Source organism: Desertimonas flava (genome assembly GCF_003426815.1).
Taxonomy (GTDB): Bacteria; Actinomycetota; Acidimicrobiia; order Acidimicrobiales; family Ilumatobacteraceae; genus Desertimonas; species Desertimonas flava.
This window is the reverse complement of the sequence record NZ_QKYK01000002.1, coordinates 105796-124416: the sequence shown is the minus strand read 5'-3', so window position 1 is coordinate 124416 and position 18621 is coordinate 105796. Positions and strand designations below refer to the sequence as shown.

The 18621-nt window shown below is 71.1% G+C and carries 17 protein-coding genes; 9 read left to right on the top strand and 8 right to left on the bottom strand.

The window, feature by feature from the left end:
- Nucleotides 1-31: 31 nt before the first annotated feature.
- Together DN771_RS03245 and DN771_RS03240 are read right to left on the bottom strand one after the other, a co-directional pair.
- Nucleotides 32-3346, bottom strand: coding sequence for a bifunctional proline dehydrogenase/L-glutamate gamma-semialdehyde dehydrogenase (locus DN771_RS03245; RefSeq protein WP_162941473.1), 3315 nt, complete (start codon nucleotides 3344-3346; stop codon nucleotides 32-34).
- A gap of 68 nt (nucleotides 3347-3414) precedes the next feature.
- On the bottom strand, nucleotides 3415-3993 hold the full coding sequence (locus tag DN771_RS03240) for an NADPH-dependent FMN reductase (protein ID WP_227462264.1): 579 nt from the start codon (nucleotides 3991-3993) through the stop codon (nucleotides 3415-3417).
- A 71-nt stretch (nucleotides 3994-4064) separates the two neighbouring features.
- Between DN771_RS03240 and soxR the strand changes: the two genes are divergently transcribed.
- Together soxR and DN771_RS03230 are read left to right on the top strand one after the other, a co-directional pair.
- The gene (gene soxR, locus DN771_RS03235) at nucleotides 4065-4511 is read left to right on the top strand and encodes a redox-sensitive transcriptional activator SoxR (protein WP_116995893.1); all 447 of its coding nucleotides are present in this window, start codon (nucleotides 4065-4067) and stop codon (nucleotides 4509-4511) included.
- A gap of 7 nt (nucleotides 4512-4518) precedes the next feature.
- On the top strand, nucleotides 4519-4968 hold the full coding sequence (locus DN771_RS03230) for an NUDIX hydrolase (RefSeq protein ID WP_116995892.1): 450 nt from the start codon (nucleotides 4519-4521) through the stop codon (nucleotides 4966-4968).
- A 91-nt stretch (nucleotides 4969-5059) separates the two neighbouring features.
- Here DN771_RS03230 and DN771_RS03225 read toward each other — a convergent pair whose 3' ends face one another.
- On the bottom strand, nucleotides 5060-5827 hold the full coding sequence (locus DN771_RS03225) for a hypothetical protein (RefSeq protein WP_116995891.1): 768 nt from the start codon (nucleotides 5825-5827) through the stop codon (nucleotides 5060-5062).
- A gap of 120 nt (nucleotides 5828-5947) precedes the next feature.
- On the opposite strand from DN771_RS03225, the gene DN771_RS03220 reads away from it, so the two are divergent.
- From DN771_RS03220 to DN771_RS03210, 3 genes are all read left to right on the top strand, one after another.
- Nucleotides 5948-7114: a sensor histidine kinase gene (locus tag DN771_RS03220; protein WP_116995890.1), complete on the top strand. Its 1167-nt coding sequence runs from the start codon at nucleotides 5948-5950 to the stop codon at nucleotides 7112-7114.
- 112 nt (nucleotides 7115-7226) lie between these two features.
- The gene (locus tag DN771_RS03215) at nucleotides 7227-7865 is read left to right on the top strand and encodes a response regulator (RefSeq protein WP_227462263.1); all 639 of its coding nucleotides are present in this window, start codon (nucleotides 7227-7229) and stop codon (nucleotides 7863-7865) included.
- Between the two features lie 71 nt (nucleotides 7866-7936).
- Nucleotides 7937-8731: an enoyl-CoA hydratase/isomerase family protein gene (locus tag DN771_RS03210; RefSeq protein WP_116995889.1), complete on the top strand. Its 795-nt coding sequence runs from the start codon at nucleotides 7937-7939 to the stop codon at nucleotides 8729-8731.
- A gap of 125 nt (nucleotides 8732-8856) precedes the next feature.
- On the opposite strand, the gene DN771_RS03205 is transcribed toward DN771_RS03210, so the two are convergent.
- On the bottom strand, nucleotides 8857-10806 hold the full coding sequence (locus tag DN771_RS03205) for an ABC transporter ATP-binding protein (protein WP_116996144.1): 1950 nt from the start codon (nucleotides 10804-10806) through the stop codon (nucleotides 8857-8859).
- A 94-nt stretch (nucleotides 10807-10900) separates the two neighbouring features.
- On the opposite strand from DN771_RS03205, the gene DN771_RS03200 reads away from it, so the two are divergent.
- Nucleotides 10901-11542, top strand: a complete 642-nt coding sequence (locus DN771_RS03200; RefSeq protein WP_162941472.1) for a cytochrome b — start codon at nucleotides 10901-10903, stop codon at nucleotides 11540-11542.
- A gap of 113 nt (nucleotides 11543-11655) precedes the next feature.
- Here the strand turns inward: DN771_RS03200 and DN771_RS03195 are convergent, their stop codons facing one another.
- Nucleotides 11656-12036 (bottom strand): VOC family protein, encoded by a 381-nt coding sequence (locus DN771_RS03195; RefSeq protein ID WP_116995888.1) that lies wholly within the window; start codon nucleotides 12034-12036, stop codon nucleotides 11656-11658.
- A gap of 24 nt (nucleotides 12037-12060) precedes the next feature.
- Here DN771_RS03195 and DN771_RS03190 point away from each other — a divergent pair, with 24 nt between their 5' ends.
- Nucleotides 12061-12471, top strand: coding sequence for a VOC family protein (locus DN771_RS03190; RefSeq protein ID WP_116995887.1), 411 nt, complete (start codon nucleotides 12061-12063; stop codon nucleotides 12469-12471).
- Nucleotides 12471-12887 (top strand): DUF5655 domain-containing protein, encoded by a 417-nt coding sequence (locus DN771_RS03185; RefSeq protein WP_162941471.1) that lies wholly within the window; start codon nucleotides 12471-12473, stop codon nucleotides 12885-12887. Before DN771_RS03190 ends, DN771_RS03185 begins: the two co-directional genes overlap by 1 nt.
- A gap of 24 nt (nucleotides 12888-12911) precedes the next feature.
- Here DN771_RS03185 and DN771_RS03180 read toward each other — a convergent pair whose 3' ends face one another.
- Nucleotides 12912-13340, bottom strand: a complete 429-nt coding sequence (locus DN771_RS03180) for a rhodanese-like domain-containing protein (protein WP_116995885.1) — start codon at nucleotides 13338-13340, stop codon at nucleotides 12912-12914.
- A gap of 206 nt (nucleotides 13341-13546) precedes the next feature.
- On the opposite strand from DN771_RS03180, the gene DN771_RS03175 reads away from it, so the two are divergent.
- Nucleotides 13547-15109, top strand: a complete 1563-nt coding sequence (locus DN771_RS03175; protein WP_116995884.1) for an acetolactate synthase large subunit — start codon at nucleotides 13547-13549, stop codon at nucleotides 15107-15109.
- 47 nt (nucleotides 15110-15156) lie between these two features.
- Here DN771_RS03175 and DN771_RS03170 read toward each other — a convergent pair whose 3' ends face one another.
- Together DN771_RS03170 and DN771_RS03165 are read right to left on the bottom strand one after the other, a co-directional pair.
- Nucleotides 15157-16665, bottom strand: a complete 1509-nt coding sequence (locus DN771_RS03170) for a methionine--tRNA ligase (protein WP_116995883.1) — start codon at nucleotides 16663-16665, stop codon at nucleotides 15157-15159.
- Between the two features lie 271 nt (nucleotides 16666-16936).
- The gene (locus tag DN771_RS03165) at nucleotides 16937-18541 is read right to left on the bottom strand and encodes an AMP-binding protein (protein WP_116995882.1); all 1605 of its coding nucleotides are present in this window, start codon (nucleotides 18539-18541) and stop codon (nucleotides 16937-16939) included.
- Between the last annotated feature and the right edge of the window lie 80 nt (nucleotides 18542-18621).

Below are 18621 nucleotides of genomic sequence, written 5' to 3'. Positions count from 1 at the left end.
CGGGACGTCGACCGAAGCGGCGTGAATCGGGCTACTCGCGGATCAGGCCGTAGCGGTGGGTGGTCTCGCTGATGGCCTGCTCCTTCAGCCAGTGCGGGAGCTCGGTGACGCCGTCGGGCGAGACGGCGGCGCGGTCGACGGCGATGTCGAGGTTGTGGGCCGCCGCGGCGAGTCCGTCGCCGATGTCGGTGAGCACGCGCAGTCGGTCGACGCCGAGATCCCCGAGGCGAGTGGCGAGATCGGTGTCGGACACGTCGTCGGCGTGGAACACGGTGACGGCCACACCGGCAACACCGGCCGCGGCGCGTGCGGCGTCGAGGGCACCTTCGGGCGTGCCGGGACCGGTGCGCACGGCGACATGCGCGACGGGCACATGCCGCAGGCGGTTGGACTCGCTGCGCAGCCCTGTCGGGTCGTGCTCGGTGGCGAACCGTTCGATCCACGCCGACTCGTACGAGGCGGTGGCCGCGCCGACGTCGATCGGCACGGCGGGCACCTTGACGAACGCGCCGACGTAGCTGGGACCGCCGGCCTTCGCGCCGCCGCCCACCGACGATCGCTTCCAGCCGCCGAAGGGCTGGCGCTGCACGATCGCCCCGGTGGTGTGGCGGTTGACGTAGGCGTTGCCGACCTCGACGGCGTCGAGCCATCGGCGCACCTCGCGATCGTCGAGCGAATGGATGCCGCCGGTGAGGCCGTACGGCGTGCCGTTCTGGATGCGTATCGCGTGGCCGAGGTCGCGGGCCCGGATGACGCCGAGCACGGGACCGAAGCACTCGGTCTGATGGAACCACGAGCCCTCGGCGACGCCGATGCGCACACCGGGGGTCCAGCGGCGGCTGGTGGCGGCGTCGCCGGTGTCACCGCGGCGTGAGCCGGGACGCTCCCTCGGCTCGACGAGCCATCGCTCCCCCGCGTCGAGGACCGTCAGCGCGCGCAGCAGCGGGCCGCCCGGCGACGAGATGAGCGGGCCCATCATCGTGGCCGGGTCGTCGGCCTCGCCGACCCGGACGCTACGCACGGCGTCGGCGAGGCGGCGGAGGAACGACTCGTCGTCGTAGACGGGGCCGGTGAGGATGAGCAGGCTCGCCGCCGAGCACTTCTGGCCGGCGTGGCCGAAGGCCGAGCGCACCACGTCGCGGATCGCCGCGTCCATGTCGGCCGACTCGGTGACGACGATGGCGTTCTTTCCACTGGTCTCGGCGAGGAGCCGCAGCGACGGTTTCCACCCGAGGAACAGCTGGGCGGTGGCGTGGGCGCCGGTGAGCACGACGGTGGCCACGTCGTCGTGCGTGATCAGCCGGCGACCCACCTCGTCGTCGGGGCAGGCGACGTACTGCAACACGTCGCGCGGGACACCGGCGTCCCACATCTGGTTGACGAGCAGCCAGGCGGTGCGCCGCGTCTCGGGCGCCGGCTTGAGGACGACAGCGTTGCCGGCCATCAGCGCCGCGAGGACACCACCGGCGGGGATGGCGTAGGGGAAGTTCCACGGCGACGCGACGACCACCACACCGTACGGCTCGGCACCGTCGGCGCACTGGGCGGTGGCGTAGTACCGGGCGAAGTCGACGGCCTCGGACACCTCCGGGTCGCCCTCGCGCACGATCTTGGCGGCCTCGTCGGCCATCACGGCGAGCGTCTCGAAGCGCGACGTTTCCATGCGATCGGCGACCCGCCGCAACACCTCGGCGCGAGCGGCGGCGCCGCGTTGCGACCACGCGCTCACGGCCCCGGCTGCCGTGGCGATGACGGCTTCGATCGCCTCGACCGTGTCGAGGATAGGAACGTCGTGGGCACCGGCCGCACCGGTGGCGACGGCAGCGAGCGCGGCGGTCATCGCGGCGCGGTTGGCAGCAGCCGTCCAGTCGGTGTCGGGCTGGTTGACGAACCCGCCGTCACGGGCGACGTCCGACGCATCGACGGCGACGCCGGGGCGGCGGGGCGTGGTCGAGACGGCGGCGCGGGCGTCGACCGCGCTGCGGAACCGGCGGGCCTGCTCGGTGAACTCGGCCGAGCCCGGCGTCATGTCGAACATCGCCCGCAGGAAGTTCTCCGGCGAGGTGTTCTCGTCGAGGCGCCGGGCGAGGTAGGCGAGGCTCGCCTCCACCTCGTCCTCGCGCACGATCGGGCAGTACAGCAGCAGGTTGCCGGCCACCTCGTGCACTGCCCGGGCCTGGGCCGGCACGATGCCTTCGAGCATCTCGAACTCGATCATCGCCTGCCGTTCGGGCGGCAACTCCGCACGCAACGTCAGCGCCCAAGCGAGATCGAACAGGTTGTGGCTGGCCACTCCCACGCGCACCGCCCGCGCCCAGTCGGGCCGCAGGCACGAGTCGAGGAGGCGCTTGTAGCTGGCGTCGGTGTCGGCCTTGGTCGGGTACGTGGCCGCCACCCAGCCGTGCTGTTCGGCGTCGACGTGCTCCATCGCCAGGTTGGCGCCCTTGACGATGCGCACCTTGATCGGCGCACCGCCCGACTCGACCCGGGCGATGGCCCACGCACCGAGCCGTTCCATCGCATCGTGTGAGTCGGGCAGGTACGCCTGCAGCACGATGCCGGCAGGCAGGCGGTGGTAGCGCGGCTCGTCGAGGACCCGCATGAACGCCGCCAGCGTCAGGTCGAGGTCGGCGTACTCCTCCATGTCGAGATTGACGAACGCCGGTGGCGTCGACTCGAGGGCGGCGTCGTACACCTTGCGCAGGGCGACGGCGATGCGGTCGAGCGTGTGGTCGAAGGCGTACACGTCGAGCAACGCGCACAGCGACGAGATCTTCACCGACACGTAGTCGACGTCGGGCCGGCGCAGCAGGGCCACGACACGGTCGATCCGCGTGGCCGCTTCGGCGTCGGACAGGATGGCCTCGCCGAGCAGGTTGAGGTTCTGGCGGGTGCCGTCGGCGGAGCGCCGGCTGAGGTGCTTCGTCAGCGGTCCGTTCTCGGCGGGGATCACCAGCCCGCGGGTCTCGGCGACGATGCGGCGCTTCATCAGCGGCACGACGGCGAAGGGCGCCAGGCGGCCGGCGACGGCGCCGGCCCGCATCAGCAGACGATCGGCGGCGCCGACCGACCGAGGCACGCCGGACGCCACGAGGGAGCCGAACCGTCCTGCCGCGGCGCGGGGCCGGTCGAGACGGAGCACCTCGTCGGTGAGGCGTTGGACGAGATCTCGACCGTCGGGATCGGTGACGAGGGCACCGAGTCGTTCCTGCTGACGGCGTTCGGCCGACGTCGCTCCCTGCTGCGCGGCGCGCAGCAGCCGATCGGCCAGGGCGATGCTGCGCTCGACGCGGCCGTCGTCGTTGCTGTCAGCGTCGCGTCGGTCGGGCTCGGGAAGGGGGCTCACTGCCGACAGTGTCGCACGGGCGCCGTCGACCGGCGACCGCGCGGTCGCCGGCACCGTACCCGCCGTCGTCAGGCGGTGTAGGGGTGCTCGTACCGGGCCTTGCGGAGGGCGAGGGCCCACCAGGCGAGCGAGTCGAGCAGCTTCTTGGCCGCGACGTTCACCGGCTCCGGATCGACGAGGGTGCCGTCGGCATCGAACAGCTGCGGGTAGTTGTGCAGGCTGACGGTGTCGCGCAACGTCATCGCGTGCAACTCGGCGAACACCCCGCGCAGGTGCTCGACAGCACGCAACCCACCCGACACGCCGCCGTACGACACGAAGCCGACCGGCTTGGCCTGCCACTCGGTCTTGGCGAAGTCGATTGCCTGCTTCAACGCCGCCGGGTAGCTGTGGTTGTACTCGGGCGTGACGACCACGAAGGCGTCGGCGGCATCGAGTCGCTCGTTGAAGCCGGCGAGGGCAGCCCGACCGGCCGGGCCGAACCGGCTGTGGATGTCGTGGTCGTCGAGGTCGACCACGTCCACGTCGACGTCGTCTCGCTGGGAGGCCTGCCCGGCGAACCAGGCCGCGATGTTGTGGCCGAAGCGTCCTTCGCGGGTGCTTCCGACGATCACGGCGAGTCGATAGGGAGCATTCAGATCAGTCACACCTTCACGGTACGATCTCAAGCGAACTTGAAGTCAAGCGCTGTGCCGAACAGCACATCCCGGAGATTCCGATGCTCAACCCCAAGTACGCCCTGACGATCGGCCAGGTCAGCGAACGCACCGGCGTGGCCACCTCGGCCCTGCGGTTCTACGAGGACCAGGGCCTGATCCATTCCGAGCGCAACGCAGGCAACCAGCGCCGCTATCACCGTGACGTGTTGCGACGGGTGTCGTTCATCCGCATCGCTCAGCAGGTCGGTCTGTCGCTGAGCGAGATCGGCGCGGTGATGTCGTCACTGCCCGACAATCGCACGCCCGACCGCCGCGACTGGGAGGTCGTCGCCAGCTCCTGGAAGCCCCGCCTCGACGCCCAGATCGCCCTCATCGAGCGGATGAAGGACCGGATCACCGGCTGCATCGGCTGCGGCTGCCTGTCGATGGAGGCCTGCCCGATGTTCAACCGTGACGACTCGCTCGGCGCCGAGGGACCCGGCCCGCACCTCCTGCTCCACGACTGAGCCGCCCATGGACCGACTGAGCCTGATCCCTGCCTCGTACGTGCTCGTGCTGCGCGACGACACCGTCCTGCTCCACGTCCGGCGCGGCACCGACTACATGGACGGGTGGTGGGCCTTGCCTGCCGGGCACGTCGACCACGGGGAGTCGGCCCGCGAAGCCGCGACGCGCGAGCTCGAGGAAGAGTGCGGCGTCGTGGTCGCCGTCGACGACCTCGAGCCGGTCACGACGATGCACCGCTGGCTTGCCGACGGCGGTGAGATCGAGCAGCGCGTGGACTTCTTCTGGTTGGCTCGGTTCTGGTCGGGCGAGCCGGAGATCCGCGAACCGGACAAGAACGGCGGCTTCGGTTGGTTCCCCCTGACCGACCTCCCCGAACGTCTGGTGCCGGCCGAGCGAGTGGTGCTCGACGCCGTCGCCGCAGGGCGCGTCCCGGCGATCCTCACCCTGAAGGGCTGACGGGACGGCCAAGGCCCATCCCATTGGTTCGCCTCCAGCGCTCCGAGATAGTGCCTGGCACTATCTCGGAGCGCTTTATCTCGGAGCGCGGTCAGCGGGACAGGTACCAGCGCAGGTGGTCGATCGAGTCGAGGGCGCCGATCGACACCACCTCGGCGGCGAGCGAGGCCGGCAGGGCGAAGAGCGCGACGAGACCGATGCCGGCGACCGCGTGCCACCGCAATCCGAGGAGCATCGGGACGGCGGCACCCGCGACGGCCACACCGACGAGGACGTTGCGCACCAGCAGATCGGAGGCGACACCGCTGTCGAGCAGGTAGTAGGCCTCGGCGGTGATCGCGGTGCCGACGGCGACGAGGCAGGCTGCGGCCTGACGCCGGGTCGGCGCCGACCACCACAGTGCGCCGACGGCGCCGAACAACACGCCGATGCCGGCACCGACGACGCTCCACACCACGGTCGACGAGCCGGCGCCGGACACGTCGAGTCGGCCGGTGCGCGCCGGTCCGTAGTAGACACCGGTGGCGACGACGAGGCAGATCGCGCCGGCCAGCGCCCCAGCGACGGCGGAGCCGACAGCGTTGCTGACTCCGTCACTGGGGCGCCGGCCGGCCGACATCAGGCGGGCGAGGGCACCCGCTGCGAACGCCGTGGCGATCCACGGCGCGCCGAGATCGGCGAGGACTCCGGAGACCGAGCGGCTCTCGGCGCTGGCCCGGCACCACCACCCGAGGACGGCGCCCGACGCCAGGCCGGCGACGATCGCCGCGAACCAGGCGAGCGCGACCGGCGGCGCCTGGTCGGCCCGTCCCACCGAGTCGTCGGGGCGCCGTGCGCTGGTGATCGTCCACGAGTTCATGGTCGCCCCGATGATCTCCGCTCCCGTCGTCAGGGCACATCGGCCGGCGGGTCGATTCGCCCTCGTACTTTCGGCCGGTCGCGTCGGCGGCCCAAGGCGGCGGCCGTAGATTCAGACTCGATGAACGCACCGGCCGACTCCCACTGGGTGGTCGATCGGCGCGCCGTCGTGGCCCTCATCGCGGCGATGCTGGCGCTGATCGTGGTCGACATCGGTCTCGGCAACCGGGTGTTCGGCCGGCTCCGACCGGCACTCGCCGCCGACCTCGTCGTGCTCGGCGCCACGGCCGTCGCCGTCACCACCACCGCCCGGTTCCGCCTCGCGGCGTGCCTCGTGGCGGCGATCGGGAGCGTCGCCGTCTCCCGGGGCGTCTACGAGCTGCAGCCGCTGGACTACTCGCCGGTGATGGGGCGGGGCGCGTGGCCCGGCATCGCCGAGTTCGCCGGCATCAGCTTCCTGGCGGCTTGGTGCGTGCGCACCTCACGGCCGTTCGGTGGGCTCGCCGCCGCCGCCGCCCTCGGCGGCTCCTTCATCGCCATCGTCGTCTGGCGCCAGGACGGCCCCTACACCGGCCTGCTGATGGTCCTGTCGAGCGCGGCGTGGGGCACCGTCGTCCTCGCTGGGCTCTACCTGCGCTGGCTCGACCTGCGCCAGTACGAGAACGCCAAGGTGGTCCGCCAGGAAGAACGCATCGCCATCGCCCGCGAGCTGCACGACATGGTCGCCCACCACGTCACCGGCATCGTCGTCCAGGCTCAAGCGGCGCGGCTCGTCGCCGAGGGCAAGCCGGCGGTCGCCGGCAAGGCGCTGGAGAACATCGAACGGGCCGGCGGCGAGGCGCTCGGCGCGATGCGCCGCATGGTCGGGTCGTTGCGCGACGACTCCACCGAGATCGAGCTGCGGCCGATCGCCACGATCGAGGACCTGCGAGCGATCGCTGCGCCGCCGGGTCGGGGTGAGGTGCCGGTGCGGGTGGAGATCGACAGCGGCGCCACGCGGCTGCCCGCCGAGGTGCTGGCGTCGGTGCACCGCATCGCCCGCGAGGCCGTCACCAACGCCCGGCGGCACGCCAGCGGCGCCACCACGATCGACGTCGACGTGCGTTGCCGCAACGGGCTGGTGCTGCTCCAGGTGCGCAACGACGGCGCCCCCGCCGGTCGCGCGAGCGGCGGATTCGGACTCACCGGCATGGCCGAACGGGCGGCGTCCTTGGGTGGCCGCTTCCACGCCGGACCCCTCCCCACCGGCGGCTGGCGCGTGGCCGCCGAGCTCCCGGTCGGCTCATGAGCCCCGCCGGACCCACCCGAGTGTTGGAGCGCACCGGAGTGCCGGGCGCCCCCCAGTCGGACGTTCAACACTCGGATGGGCGGCCGCTCGGGTGTCGGCGGGCGGTGCGGTCGTGAACGTCGTCATTGCCGACGACCAGGAGATGGTGCGGTCGGGCATCCGCATGATCCTCGAGGCCCACGACATCGAGGTCATCGGCGAGGCCGGCAACGGCCAGGAGGCGGTCGACCTGGCGCTGAAACTCCGGCCCGACGTGTGCCTGCTCGACATCCGCATGCCGGTGCTGGACGGTCTCGAGGCCACGCGGCTGCTCGCCGGGCCCAACGTCACCGACCCGATTCCCGTCGTCGTGGTGACGACGTTCGACCTCGACGAGTACGTGCGAGCGGCCATCCGCAATGGTGCCAGTGGCTTCCTGCTCAAGGACGCCGGTCCCGCCCTCCTCGTGGAGGCCGTGCGCGCGGCAGCGTCCGGTGACGCCCTCGTCTCGCCGTCGATCACCGTGCGCTTCCTGCGCCACTTCGCCGGCGACTCGCCCCGGCCGGCCGATCCCGCCACGCCGCTCACCGAGCGGGAGGAGGACATCGTGCGGTCGCTGGCGCGTGGCCACACCAACGCCGAGATCGGCGACGAGCTGTACATCTCGCTCAGCACCGTGAAGAGCCACATCGCCAACATCCAGCACAAGCTCGGTGCCCGCAACCGCGTCGAGATCGCCGGCTGGGCGTGGGAGACCGGCCGCATGAACTGACGGTCGCCGGCTGCCTGCCGCCGGCGCGTTCGGTACGGGCCGCCGGCAGGACGCGACGTAGCGTCCGGCGAATGGTCTCAGAACGCCGCGAGCTCCAGTCCATCACCGTCGAGCGCAACGACGCGATCGTCACGATCACGCTGCGCCGCCCGCAGAAGAAGAACGCCGCGAACGACGCGATGTGGAGCGAGCTGCTCGACGAGTTCCGCAGCATTCCGAACGACGCGTCGGTCCGGGCTGTGGTGCTCACCGGCGCCGGCGGCAACTTCTGCTCGGGAGCCGACCTGTCGGCGGAAGAGCGCGACGAGCGGCCCCACCAGCTGTCGGTCATGCGGCACATCGGCGACGTGTGCTTGGCGTTGCACCGCCTGCCCCAGCCGACGATCGCCAAGGTGCGTGGGGTCGCGGTCGGCGCCGGCATGAACCTGGCCCTGTCCTGTGACCTGATCGCAGCCTCCGAGGACGCCCGCTTCTCGGAGATCTTCGCCAAGCGAGGGCTGTCGCTCGACTTCGGTGGGTCGTGGCTGCTGCCGCGGCTGATCGGCCTGCACCGGGCGAAGGAACTGGCCCTGCTCGCCGACATCATCGACGCCCGCCGGGCGGCCGAGCTCGGGCTCGTCAACCGGGTGCTGCCCGACGACGAGCTCGACGCCTGCGTCGATGACTGGGCCACCCGCCTCGCCGGCGGTCCACCGATCGCGTTGGCGATGTCGAAGCGGATGCTCAACAACGCGTTCAACGTCACGCTCGAGCAGGCGATCGACGACGAGGGCCTGTCGCAGACCGTCAACTTCGGCACGACCGACACGCCGGAAGCGATCGCCGCCTTCGTAGAGAAGCGCGAGCCCGAGTTCCACGGCCGCTGAGCCAACCCATCCGAGTGCCGAGCGCCCGGCAGGCGGACGCCCCACACTCGGGAACGGTTCAACACTCGGATGGGTCAACGGGCGCCGGCGGAGGAGGTCGTGAGGTCGCCCGAGACTCGGGTGGGTCAGTCGGCGGCAGAGGCCACGAGGCGGTCGTCGCAGGACCGGCTGTCGAGTGCATCGCAGGCATTGGAGGCCCGGGGGCCGTCGGTGACGCCGCCGTCGGAGAACTGCGTGCGGTAGAGCTCGGCGTATCGACCGCCGGCGGCGAGCAGCTCGCGGTGCGTGCCGCGCTCGACGATCCGCCCGTTCTCGAGCACGAGGATCTGGTCGGCGGCGACGATCGTGGAGAGCCGGTGCGCGATCACCAGTGCCGTGCGCCCCTCGAGGGCGGTTGTCAGTGCGGCCTGCACGTCCGCCTCCGACGTCGAGTCCAGGGCCGACGTCGCCTCATCGAGGATCACGATGCGAGGATGGGCGAGCAGCAGCCGGGCGATCGTCATGCGCTGGCGCTCACCACCCGAGAAGCGGTAGCCCCGCTCGCCGACCACCGTGTCGAGCCCGCTCGGCAACGACCGCACGAGTGGCTCGAGCCGCGCCCGCCGGAGGGCGTCCCACAGCTCGTCGTCGGCGGCCTCGGACTTGGCGAAGCGCAGGTTCTCGCGCACGGTGTCGTGGAACAGGTGACCGTCCTGGGTGACCACACCGACCGCGCCGCGGAGCGACTCGAACGAGAGCTCGCGCACGTCGATGCCGCCCACCTTCACCGTGCCGTGATCGACGTCGTAGAGGCGGGGGATGAGCGAGGCAATCGTCGACTTACCCGATCCCGACGTGCCCACGAGAGCGACCATCTGCCCGGGCTCGACCCGCAACGAGATGTCGTGCAGCACCTCCTCGCCGCCGCGGGTGTCGAGGACGGCGACCTCCTCGAGCGACGCCAGCGACACCTTGTCGGCGCTCGGGTAGGCGAAGCGGACGTGGTCGAGCTCGACGGCGATCGGCCCCTCGGGAACCGTGCGCGCCGTCGGCGCCTCGGCGATCAGTGGCTCGAGATCGAGCACTTCGAAGACCCGCTCGAAGCTGACGAGTGCCGTCATCGCGTCGACCCGTGCACTGGCCAGGGCGGTGAGCGGGGCGTAGAGCTGACCGAGCAGCAGGGCGAGCGTGACGACCGTGCCCGGATCGAGCGACTCGCGCACGGCGAGGTAGCCGCCGAGCCCGTACACGAGGGCCAGGGCGAGCGCCGACACCAGGGCGAGGGCTGTCATGAACACGTAGTTGCCCATCGCCGCCCGCACGCCGATCACCGCCACCCGTTCGGCCCTACGACCGAACTCCTCCTCCTCACGCGCCGGCCGGCCGAACAGCTTCACGAGCGTGGCGCCGGGAGCGGAGAAGCGCTCGGTCATCTGCGTCGTCATCGCCGCATCGTGGTTGGCCGACTCCCGCTCCAACTGGGCGAGGCGCGAACCCATCCGGCGCGCCGGCACCACGAACAGCGGGAGCAGCACGAGGGCCAGCAGCGTGATCGACCACGACAGCCGCAGCATCACGGCCAGCGTGAGGACGAGAGCGATCACGTTCGACACGACGCCGGAAAGCGTCCACGTGAACGCCCGCTGGGCGCCGATCACGTCGTTGTTGAGCCGGCTGACGAGCGCGCCGGTGCGGGTGCGCATGAAGAAGGCGACGGGCATCCGCTGCACGTGGGCGAACACGGCGCGGCGCAAGTCGAGGATGAGACCTTCGCCGATCTTGGCCGACTGCCAGCGCTCGAGCAGACCGAAGCCGGCCTCGGCGACGGCCACGACGGCGATCGCCACGGCGAGTCCGACCACCACGCCGGCGCCTCCGCCACCAGAGGTGATCTCGTCGACCACCCGGCCGGCGAGCAGCGGCGTCACCACGGTGAGCACGGCGCCGATCACGCTGAGCAGGAGGAACCAGGCGAGCCCCCGCCGATGCGGGCGGGCGAAGGCGATGATGCGCTTGAGCGTCGCCCGGCTGATCGAGCGCCGCGGCTGGTCACCCTGCATCGCGCTCTCGAGGGCCATCCAGTGGCCGAAGTTCATCTGCATGCCTGCAGGATGCCAGTTAAAGCTCACTTTAAGTCAACGTCCGACCGTGGATCGGTCCGTCGGCACGAGCTGGCGTAGCGTCCCGGCGATGACGGATCGCGGCGACGCACGAGCGCCCTGGCCGCCCCCGGCTCCGCACCCGCCCGACCAGCCCGTGGAGCCTGCCGGGCCGGCCGGGGGGTCCCGTCTCCGCAACGGACCGGCGGGCTATGGCCTGGTGACCAAGGGCCTGCACTGGATGGTCGTCGCCGGTTTCGTCACGCAGTTCGTGCTCGGGTACACGATGGACGCCGACGACAGCGGTCGGGGACGAGGCCGCGGCCGCGGGCGCGGCGGCGAGAGCGGTCGTGGCCGGGGCCGCGGGCGCGGCGGCGACCTCGACGTGTTCGACGACCCGCTGGTGACCGCCCACGTGATCGTCGGGTGCACCATCCTCGTCCTCGCCACGATCCGCCTGGTCTGGCGACTGACCACACCGCTGCCGCCCTGGGCACCCGGGCTGTCGGAGTTCGAACGCACGCTGAGCCATCGCGTCGAGCAGCTGCTCTACCTCCTGATGTTCGCCGCCCCGGCGTCGGGCCTCTGGCTCGTGCTGGTGGACGACGACGCCGTCGGCATCCACATCGCCACGCACGTCGCCTTCTTCGTCGTCGTGGCCGTGCACGTGGGCAACGTCCTGCGCCACCAGTTGATCCTCCGCGACGGCCTGCTCCGCCGCATGACGCGCTGATCCTCCGCCCTTCGCCCGGCCCCGCTCTCCTCACCCGAGTACTGAAGCTGACCCGAGTACCGAAGGCCCCGAATCGGGCCCTTCGGTACTCGGATGAGACGACCGTGGCGACGTCAGTCGGGCCAGCTGGTGGCGTTGTCCTCGAAGAGCTGGTCGGTCCACACGGGGACCACGCAGAACAGCAGGCCGGCGGGGTCGGTCATGACCGTGTACGTCTCGCGCTGCTCGTAGACGATGGCCCCGAGCTCTTCGAGCCGGGCGACCTCGGCGGCCACGTCGTCGGTCTCGATGTCGAGATGGACCCGGGCCGGCGTGCCTGAACCGATGCGCTGGATCTCGACGCGCAACCCGCCGTGCGCTCCGAGCGAGGAGTACGGCGAGTCGCCGGACGTCTCGGGCTCACGCCCTGCCGCTCCGGCCCAGAACCCCAACGTGTCGGCGTGCGACTCCTCAGGTGCGTCGATGAGGACGACTCCTATTCGGCTGCGGTGCATGGACTGTCAACCTACGCTTCGCGCATGGCGACCACGATCGGGTTCAATCACGTCGCGACCGGGACTGCCGATCTCGACCGGATCATCCGCTTCTACCACGAGGCGTTCGACGCGCCGGTGGTGCGCGAGATACCCCGTGGCGATGGCCATCCCCGAATGGCGATCATCGATCTCGGCGGCGGGGCGATGCTCAACGTCGCCGAGGTGCCGGCCGAGTCGATCGTCGGCGATCGCCGGTCGATCGGAGCGCGCGGTCCGATCGACCACTACGGGCTCGCCGTGGCGAACCGCGCCACGCTGGAGGACGTGGGCGAGCGCATCGTCGCTGCGGGCGGCGAGGTCGGCGACATCCAGCAACTCGGTGGCGAGTGGTCCCTGTTCTTCCGCGACCCTGACGGCATGGAACTCGAGGTCTGCGCGCCCGGCGACACCTGATGGCATGGGACTGCCCGGAGTGCGGGCGGCGGCGGTTCGCCCGTCGCGGACAGGGCCACGAGTGCGCGCCGGCGATGACCATCGACGACTACTTCGCCACCGGCCCGGAGCGGGAACGGCCCATCTTCGACGCCGTGATGGCCCACCTCGACACCGTCGGGCCGGTGCACGTGGAACCCGTCTCGGTGGGCATCTTCCTCAAGCGGGCCCAGACGTTCGCCCAGCTGCGCCCGATGCAGAAGTGGGTCGCGTTGTCCTTCTCGTTGCGCCATCGGGTGCAGCACGAGCGGATCACCCGCCGGGCGATCCCCCACGGCGGCCGCTACTACCAGGTGGTCAACCTGCGTGACGCCGACGACCTCGACGACGAGATCCGCGGCTGGCTCACCGAGGCCTACCTCGACGCACCGGAGTAGGCGCGGCGAATCGTCCCGGACCGGTCAGCCCGGAGTGGCGTACTTGGCGGGAACCGGAACCGCTTCGGTGGCGCCGCCGGCGTCCTTCCAGCCGTTGTAGCCGACGTCGAGGTGGGCCACGTTGGTGTAGCCGAGGTCCTGCAACGTCGCCGTCGCCAGCGCCGAACGCTGGCCGCCGGCGCAGTAGAGCACGTACCGATCACCGAACCGATAGTCGCTGCGGAAGTACGGGCTGTCGGGGTCGAACCAGAACTCGAGCATGCCCCGTGGTGCCGACACGGCCCCGGGGATCGTGCCCCGCTCCCATCGCTCCCGCACGTCGCGGATGTCGACGACGGTGACCCCACCCTGCTCGATCTCGGCCTGCAGCTGGTCGACCGGGAGCTCCTCGATGCGCGCCTTCGCTGCGGCGACCAGATCGAGGATGCTCGTGCGGGCTGGTGACTCGCTCATCGCCGCAAACTACCCCGAGCCCCACCGACCGCCCGACCGGGGCACCACCCCGCGCCGGTCAGAATCTGGGGCCCGATCGTGCCATCCGCCGATCTGGGGCGAGATCGTGACGAAAATCGTCACGATCCCGCCCTAGAACCTCAGAGCCGGGGCGCACCCGGCGTCCGCAGCGAGCGGGAGCGAGCGTGTCGACTAGAACCGCTGGGATGAACGGTGCTGAGGCAGCGATGCGGACGTTGGTGGCGAGTGGTGTGGACGTGTGCTTCGCCAACCCGGGGACGTCGGAGATGCACGCCGTCGCCGCCCTCGACGCCGTGCCCGAGATGCGCGGCGTGCTCGGCCTGTTCGAAGGCGTGGTCACGGGAGCCGCCGACGGCTACGGGCGCATGGCGGGCCGGCCGGCGGCCACCCTCCTGCATCTCGGTCCGGGCATGGCCAACGGCCTCGCCAACCTGCACAACGCGAGCAAGGCGCGCACCGGCATCGTCAACCTCGTCGGCGACCACGCCACGTCGCACAAGCACCTCGACGCGCCACTGGAGTCGAACATCGACGCCTTCGCTTCGACCGTGTCGACATGGGTACGGACGCCGCGCCGCGCCGACGACGTCGGTCCTGCAGTGGCCGAGGCCGTGACCGCGGCGACGGGTCGTCCCGCCGAGATCGCCACCGTGATCCTGCGCGCCGACGCCGCCTGGACCGAGGGCGGCCGCGTGGCTGCAGCGCGGCCCGGCGCACCGGCGTTCCCGGTGCCCGACGCCACCATCGACGCCGTGGCGGCTGCGTTGCGGGGCGAGCGCTCGAACCGGACCGGTGGCGTGGCCCTGCTGATCGGCGGCGACACGCTGACCGCGGCAGGCACCGAGGCGGCCGGCCGCGTCGCCGCGGCGACGGGGGCCAAGCTGATCGTCGAGACGTTTCCAGCGCGCATCGCTCGCGGTGCCGGTCGCGTCGATCCCGAACGGCTCGGCTACTTCGCCGAGCAGGCGACCGCCCAGCTCGACGGCATCGACACGCTGGTGCTGGCGGGGGCCGTCGAGCCGGTGTCCTTCTTCGCCTATCCGGGCCGTCCGAGCAAGCTGGCCCCGCCCGATGCCGACATCGTCGCCCTGAGCCGTCCGGGGGACGACGGCGTGGCCGCCCTCTCGGCGCTCGCCGACCTGGTGGCCGGCGACGCACCCGCGCCGCTGGCGCGGTTGGAGCTGCGACCGGCCCGTCCGACCGGCGCCTCGAGCGTGGCGACCACGGCCGCCGCCGTCGCCGCCACGCTGCCCGAGAACGCCATCATCTGCGACGAGTCGGTGTCGGCGAGCGCCGTGTTCGCCGACGCCACGGCGCACGCCGCGCCTCACGACTGGCTGCGACTCACCGGTGGCGCCATCGGCGACGGCCTCCCGATGGCGGTCGGCGCCGCCGTCGCCTGTCCCGATCGCCGCGTCGTCGCCCTGCAGGCCGACGGCAGCGCGATGTACACGATCCAGGCACTGTGGACGATGGCCCGCGAGGGACTCGATGTGACCGTCGTGATGCTCAGCAACCGGGCGTACGCGATCCTCAACTACGAGATGCGCCGCGTCGGGGCGACCGGGGCCGGCGACCGGTCAGGGCCGCTGCTGTCGCTCGACAACCCGGCGATCGACGCCGTCGCCCTCGCCACCGGGTTCGGCGTCCCTGCCGAACGAGCGGTCGACGCCGCCCACCTCGCCGATCTCCTCGAGCGCTCCTACGCCACCCCCGGCCCGACGCTCATCGACGTACCCCTCGCCTGAACCTGACGGGACCTGACGGGATGTGCCTGGCGCATCCCGCCAGGGGCTCACGCGAGTCGGGCGAAGGCCGGCTCCCTTGCGACATCAGGATCGGCGGGCGCAGCCAACCGGTCGGTGAGGCGGGCGGACAGGGCGGGGACATTCGGACCCAGGGCGGCGGCGATCAGGCGGGCCGACGCGATCTGCCGGGCGAGCGCGCGTTCCAGCTCGGCGGCGGCCTCCGCGCCGGGCTCCTTGGCCAGGCGCCAGGGGGTAGTTGCCTCGAGATCGCGATTGAGCGCGGCGACGGCGTCCACGATCAAACGGCAGCCGCCACGATGGTCGAAGTCGGCGAGCGCCGAGAGCACATCGGCCTCGAGCCCGACGGCCGCGGCGATCGGCCACGCCGTCGCCGCGGCCTCGACAGCCTGGGGGCACGTCGCCGCCAGCGTGGCGATGCGGTTGACGACATTGCCGGCGCCGTTGGCGAGATCGGTGTTGGCCGCCGCCACGAGCCGCTCGATCGAGAAGTCGGTGTCGACCGTCGGTGAGACGGCGCTGGCGAACCACCACCGCAAGGCGTCGGTGCCGTACGTGTCGGCCACCTCGACCGGACCGGCCGCCGATCGCGACGCCCCGCCCGCCGACTTCGACAGCTTCGCCCCGTCGACGGTGAGGTACGGGTGCACCTCGATCCGCGTCGGCGCCGGCTGACCGGCGGAGGCCAGGAACGCCGGCCAGTACACCGCGTGAAAGCGCAAGATCCCCTTGCCGATGACATGCACGCGGTGGTCGGCCTTGCGCCACCAGCGGCTGAAGTCGACGCTCTCGGGATCGCCGAAGCCGAGGCTCGAGAGGTAGTACGTGAGCGCGTCGAACCACACATAGACGACCTGCTCGGGATCGTCGGGCACCGGCACGCCCCAGCCGCGGGCCCGGCGGACGGAACGCGACACGCTGATGTCGTCGAGGCCGCCACGGACGAACGAGAGCACCTCGTCACGGAACACGTGGGGGTGGATGTCGAGCCGGCCCGACTCGAGCAGCTCCTCGAGATAGCCCTGAAACGCTGAGAGCCGGAAGAACCAGTTGTCCTCCTCGACCCGTTCGACCGGTGTCAGGTGCTCCGGACAGCAGGCGACGCCGTCGCCATCGACGAGCAACTCCTCGAGGCGCCAGAACTGCTCGCAGCCCACGCAGTAGTCCCCCGCGTACGTCTTCCGGTAGAGGTCGCCGTTGGCCGCGCACGCCCGCCACAACCGCTCGACCGCCGGGCGATGACGGGGATCGGCACTGGTGCGGACGAAGTCGTCGAAGCTCAGTCCGAGTGGTCCGGCGAGGGCGGCGAACCGCTCGGCGTGGGTGTCGACGAAGGCCGCGGTCGGCACGCCGGCGGCCTCGGCGGCGAGGACGTTCTTCAGGGAGTAGTCGTCGGTACCGCCGACGAAGCGCACGCTGTCGCCGAGGCGGCGGCGGGCGCGCGCGGCGATGTCGGCCTGCACCAGCTCGTAGGCGTAGCCGAGGTGCGGGTCGGCGTTGACGTAGGGGATGGCGACGGAGAGGAAGGTGGTGGACATGGCGGTGACTCCTGTGGGTCGTTGGACCCCGGAGCACCCCCGGCATCACCTGCGACCCCGGAGCATCCTCCAGGGTCGGCGGTTCGTCAGTGCGCGAGCAGAACCGGCCCCGGCAGGGGCCGCATCATGACGGACGTCGTCAACTCGAACACGACTCTCAGTCTACCTGCGCCGCACCCGCCGGCCGGCCGAGGTTCCGGGCGCGGATCGTGACGGTGAGCGTCACGATCCGCGCCCGGAAGCCGAAATGGCACGATTCGCGCCCAGAAGCTCACTGCACGATTCGGGAGCGACCGGTGGCGTCGGCCCAGTACCGGTCGCGTAGAAGGCGCTTGTACAGCTTGCCGGTGGGCAGGCGGGGTAGCTCGGCCTCGAAGTCGATCGACCGCGGCACCTTGAACCGGGCGAGATGCTCGGCGCAGAAGGCGGTGAGCTCGGCCGCCACCTCGTCGCTCGGCTCGATGCCGGGCATCAGCTGCACGACGGCCTTGACCTCCTCGCCGAGGTCCTCGTTGGGCACGCCGATCACCGCCGCGTCGAACACCTTGGGATGCGTCACGAGCAGGTTCTCGGACTCCTGCGGGTAGATGTTCACGCCGCCGGAGATGATCATGTACGTCTTGCGGTCGGTGAGGAACAGGTAGCCGTCCTCGTCCACGTAGCCGACGTCCCCCACGGTCGAGCGGGTGCCGGTCTCGTCACGGCTCTCGGCCGTCTTGGCCTCGTCGTGGTAGTAGGTGAAGTTGGTGGCGCCGTCGAACCAGACCGTGCCGATCTCGCCCTGGGGGACCTCGTTGCCGTCGTCGTCGAGGATGAGCAGCGTGCCGAGGATGGGCTTGCCGACGGTGCCGGGGTGCTCGAGCCACTCGGGCGACGTGCAGAACGTGAAGCCGTTGGCCTCGGTGGCGCCGTAGTACTCCTGGATGATCGGGCCCCACCAGTCGATCATCGCCTGCTTCACCTGCACCGGGCAGGGCGCGGCGGCGTGGATGATCACCTCGAGCGACGAGTGGTCGTACTTGGCCCGCACCTCGTCGAGCAGTTTGAGCATGCGGCTGAACATCGTCGGCACCACCTGGCTGTGGGTGACGCGGTGCTCCTCGACGAGCCGCAGGTACTGCTCGGGGTCGAAGCGCTCCATGATCACGGACGTCGCGCCCAAGCGCAGCGCCGACGCCACCGACGCCTGGGGCGCCGAGTGGTAGATCGGCGCCGGCGACAGATACACCATCCCTTCGCGCATGCCGAACAGGAAGCGGGCGACGAAGTCCATCACAGGCAGGGCATCGCCGGGATGGGCGTCGGGCAGGTCCCGCAGGATCCCCTTCGGCCGGCCGGTCGTGCCCGACGAGTACAGCATCGCCGCTCCGAGTTGCTCGTCGGCGATCGGTGTGGACGGATAGGCGGCGAGCGCGGCGTCGTACGGTTCGAAGGCGAGGCCGGTCTGGCCGGCGCCGCCCACCGGCGAGGCCTCCTCGAGGTCGACGCACAGCAGCCGCTCGAGCTTCGTCGAACCCTCTGCCTGCAGCTGCTCGACCGCCGCCCTGGCCACGTCGAGCTTGGCCGCGGTCGTGATGAACACCTCGGCGTCGCAGTTGTCGACGATGTAGGCGACCTCCTCGGGTGTGAGGTAGGAGTTGATCGCCGTGTAGTAGAGGCCCGAACGTTCGGCGGCCGACATCGTCTCGAAGTAGCGCAGGTTGTTCTCCATCAGCATCGCCACGTGCTGGCCTCGTTGGAGGCCGGCGTCGCGATAGAGATGGGCCACGCGGTTGGCGTTGGCGTCGAACTCGGCGAACGTGAGCGAGCGTCCCGAACCGGCCATCACGAGCGCTGGTCGGTCCGCGTGTGTGCGTGCGTATTCCCCCGGATACATGGCCGCAACGCTAGACGCCCGCGGCCCTCCCCCCGTGGGCGGAGGGCAGCGACCCGACCGCAGCCCGAAGCCTCCCGCGG

Coding starts and splice junctions, on each gene's coding strand:
- DN771_RS03165 (WP_116995882.1), bottom strand. CDS start 18,541: ATGTATCCGGGGGAATACGCACGCACACACGCGGACCGACCAGCGCTC.
- DN771_RS03220 (WP_116995890.1), top strand. CDS start 5,948: ATGAACGCACCGGCCGACTCCCACTGGGTGGTCGATCGGCGCGCCGTC.
- DN771_RS03230 (WP_116995892.1), top strand. CDS start 4,519: ATGGACCGACTGAGCCTGATCCCTGCCTCGTACGTGCTCGTGCTGCGC.
- soxR (WP_116995893.1), top strand. CDS start 4,065: ATGCTCAACCCCAAGTACGCCCTGACGATCGGCCAGGTCAGCGAACGC.
- DN771_RS03180 (WP_116995885.1), bottom strand. CDS start 13,340: ATGAGCGAGTCACCAGCCCGCACGAGCATCCTCGATCTGGTCGCCGCA.
- DN771_RS03185 (WP_162941471.1), top strand. CDS start 12,471: ATGGCATGGGACTGCCCGGAGTGCGGGCGGCGGCGGTTCGCCCGTCGC.
- DN771_RS03195 (WP_116995888.1), bottom strand. CDS start 12,036: ATGCACCGCAGCCGAATAGGAGTCGTCCTCATCGACGCACCTGAGGAG.
- DN771_RS03210 (WP_116995889.1), top strand. CDS start 7,937: ATGGTCTCAGAACGCCGCGAGCTCCAGTCCATCACCGTCGAGCGCAAC.
- DN771_RS03200 (WP_162941472.1), top strand. CDS start 10,901: ATGACGGATCGCGGCGACGCACGAGCGCCCTGGCCGCCCCCGGCTCCG.
- DN771_RS03170 (WP_116995883.1), bottom strand. CDS start 16,665: ATGTCCACCACCTTCCTCTCCGTCGCCATCCCCTACGTCAACGCCGAC.
- DN771_RS03225 (WP_116995891.1), bottom strand. CDS start 5,827: ATGAACTCGTGGACGATCACCAGCGCACGGCGCCCCGACGACTCGGTG.
- DN771_RS03205 (WP_116996144.1), bottom strand. CDS start 10,806: ATGAACTTCGGCCACTGGATGGCCCTCGAGAGCGCGATGCAGGGTGAC.
- DN771_RS03190 (WP_116995887.1), top strand. CDS start 12,061: ATGGCGACCACGATCGGGTTCAATCACGTCGCGACCGGGACTGCCGAT.
- DN771_RS03175 (WP_116995884.1), top strand. CDS start 13,547: ATGAACGGTGCTGAGGCAGCGATGCGGACGTTGGTGGCGAGTGGTGTG.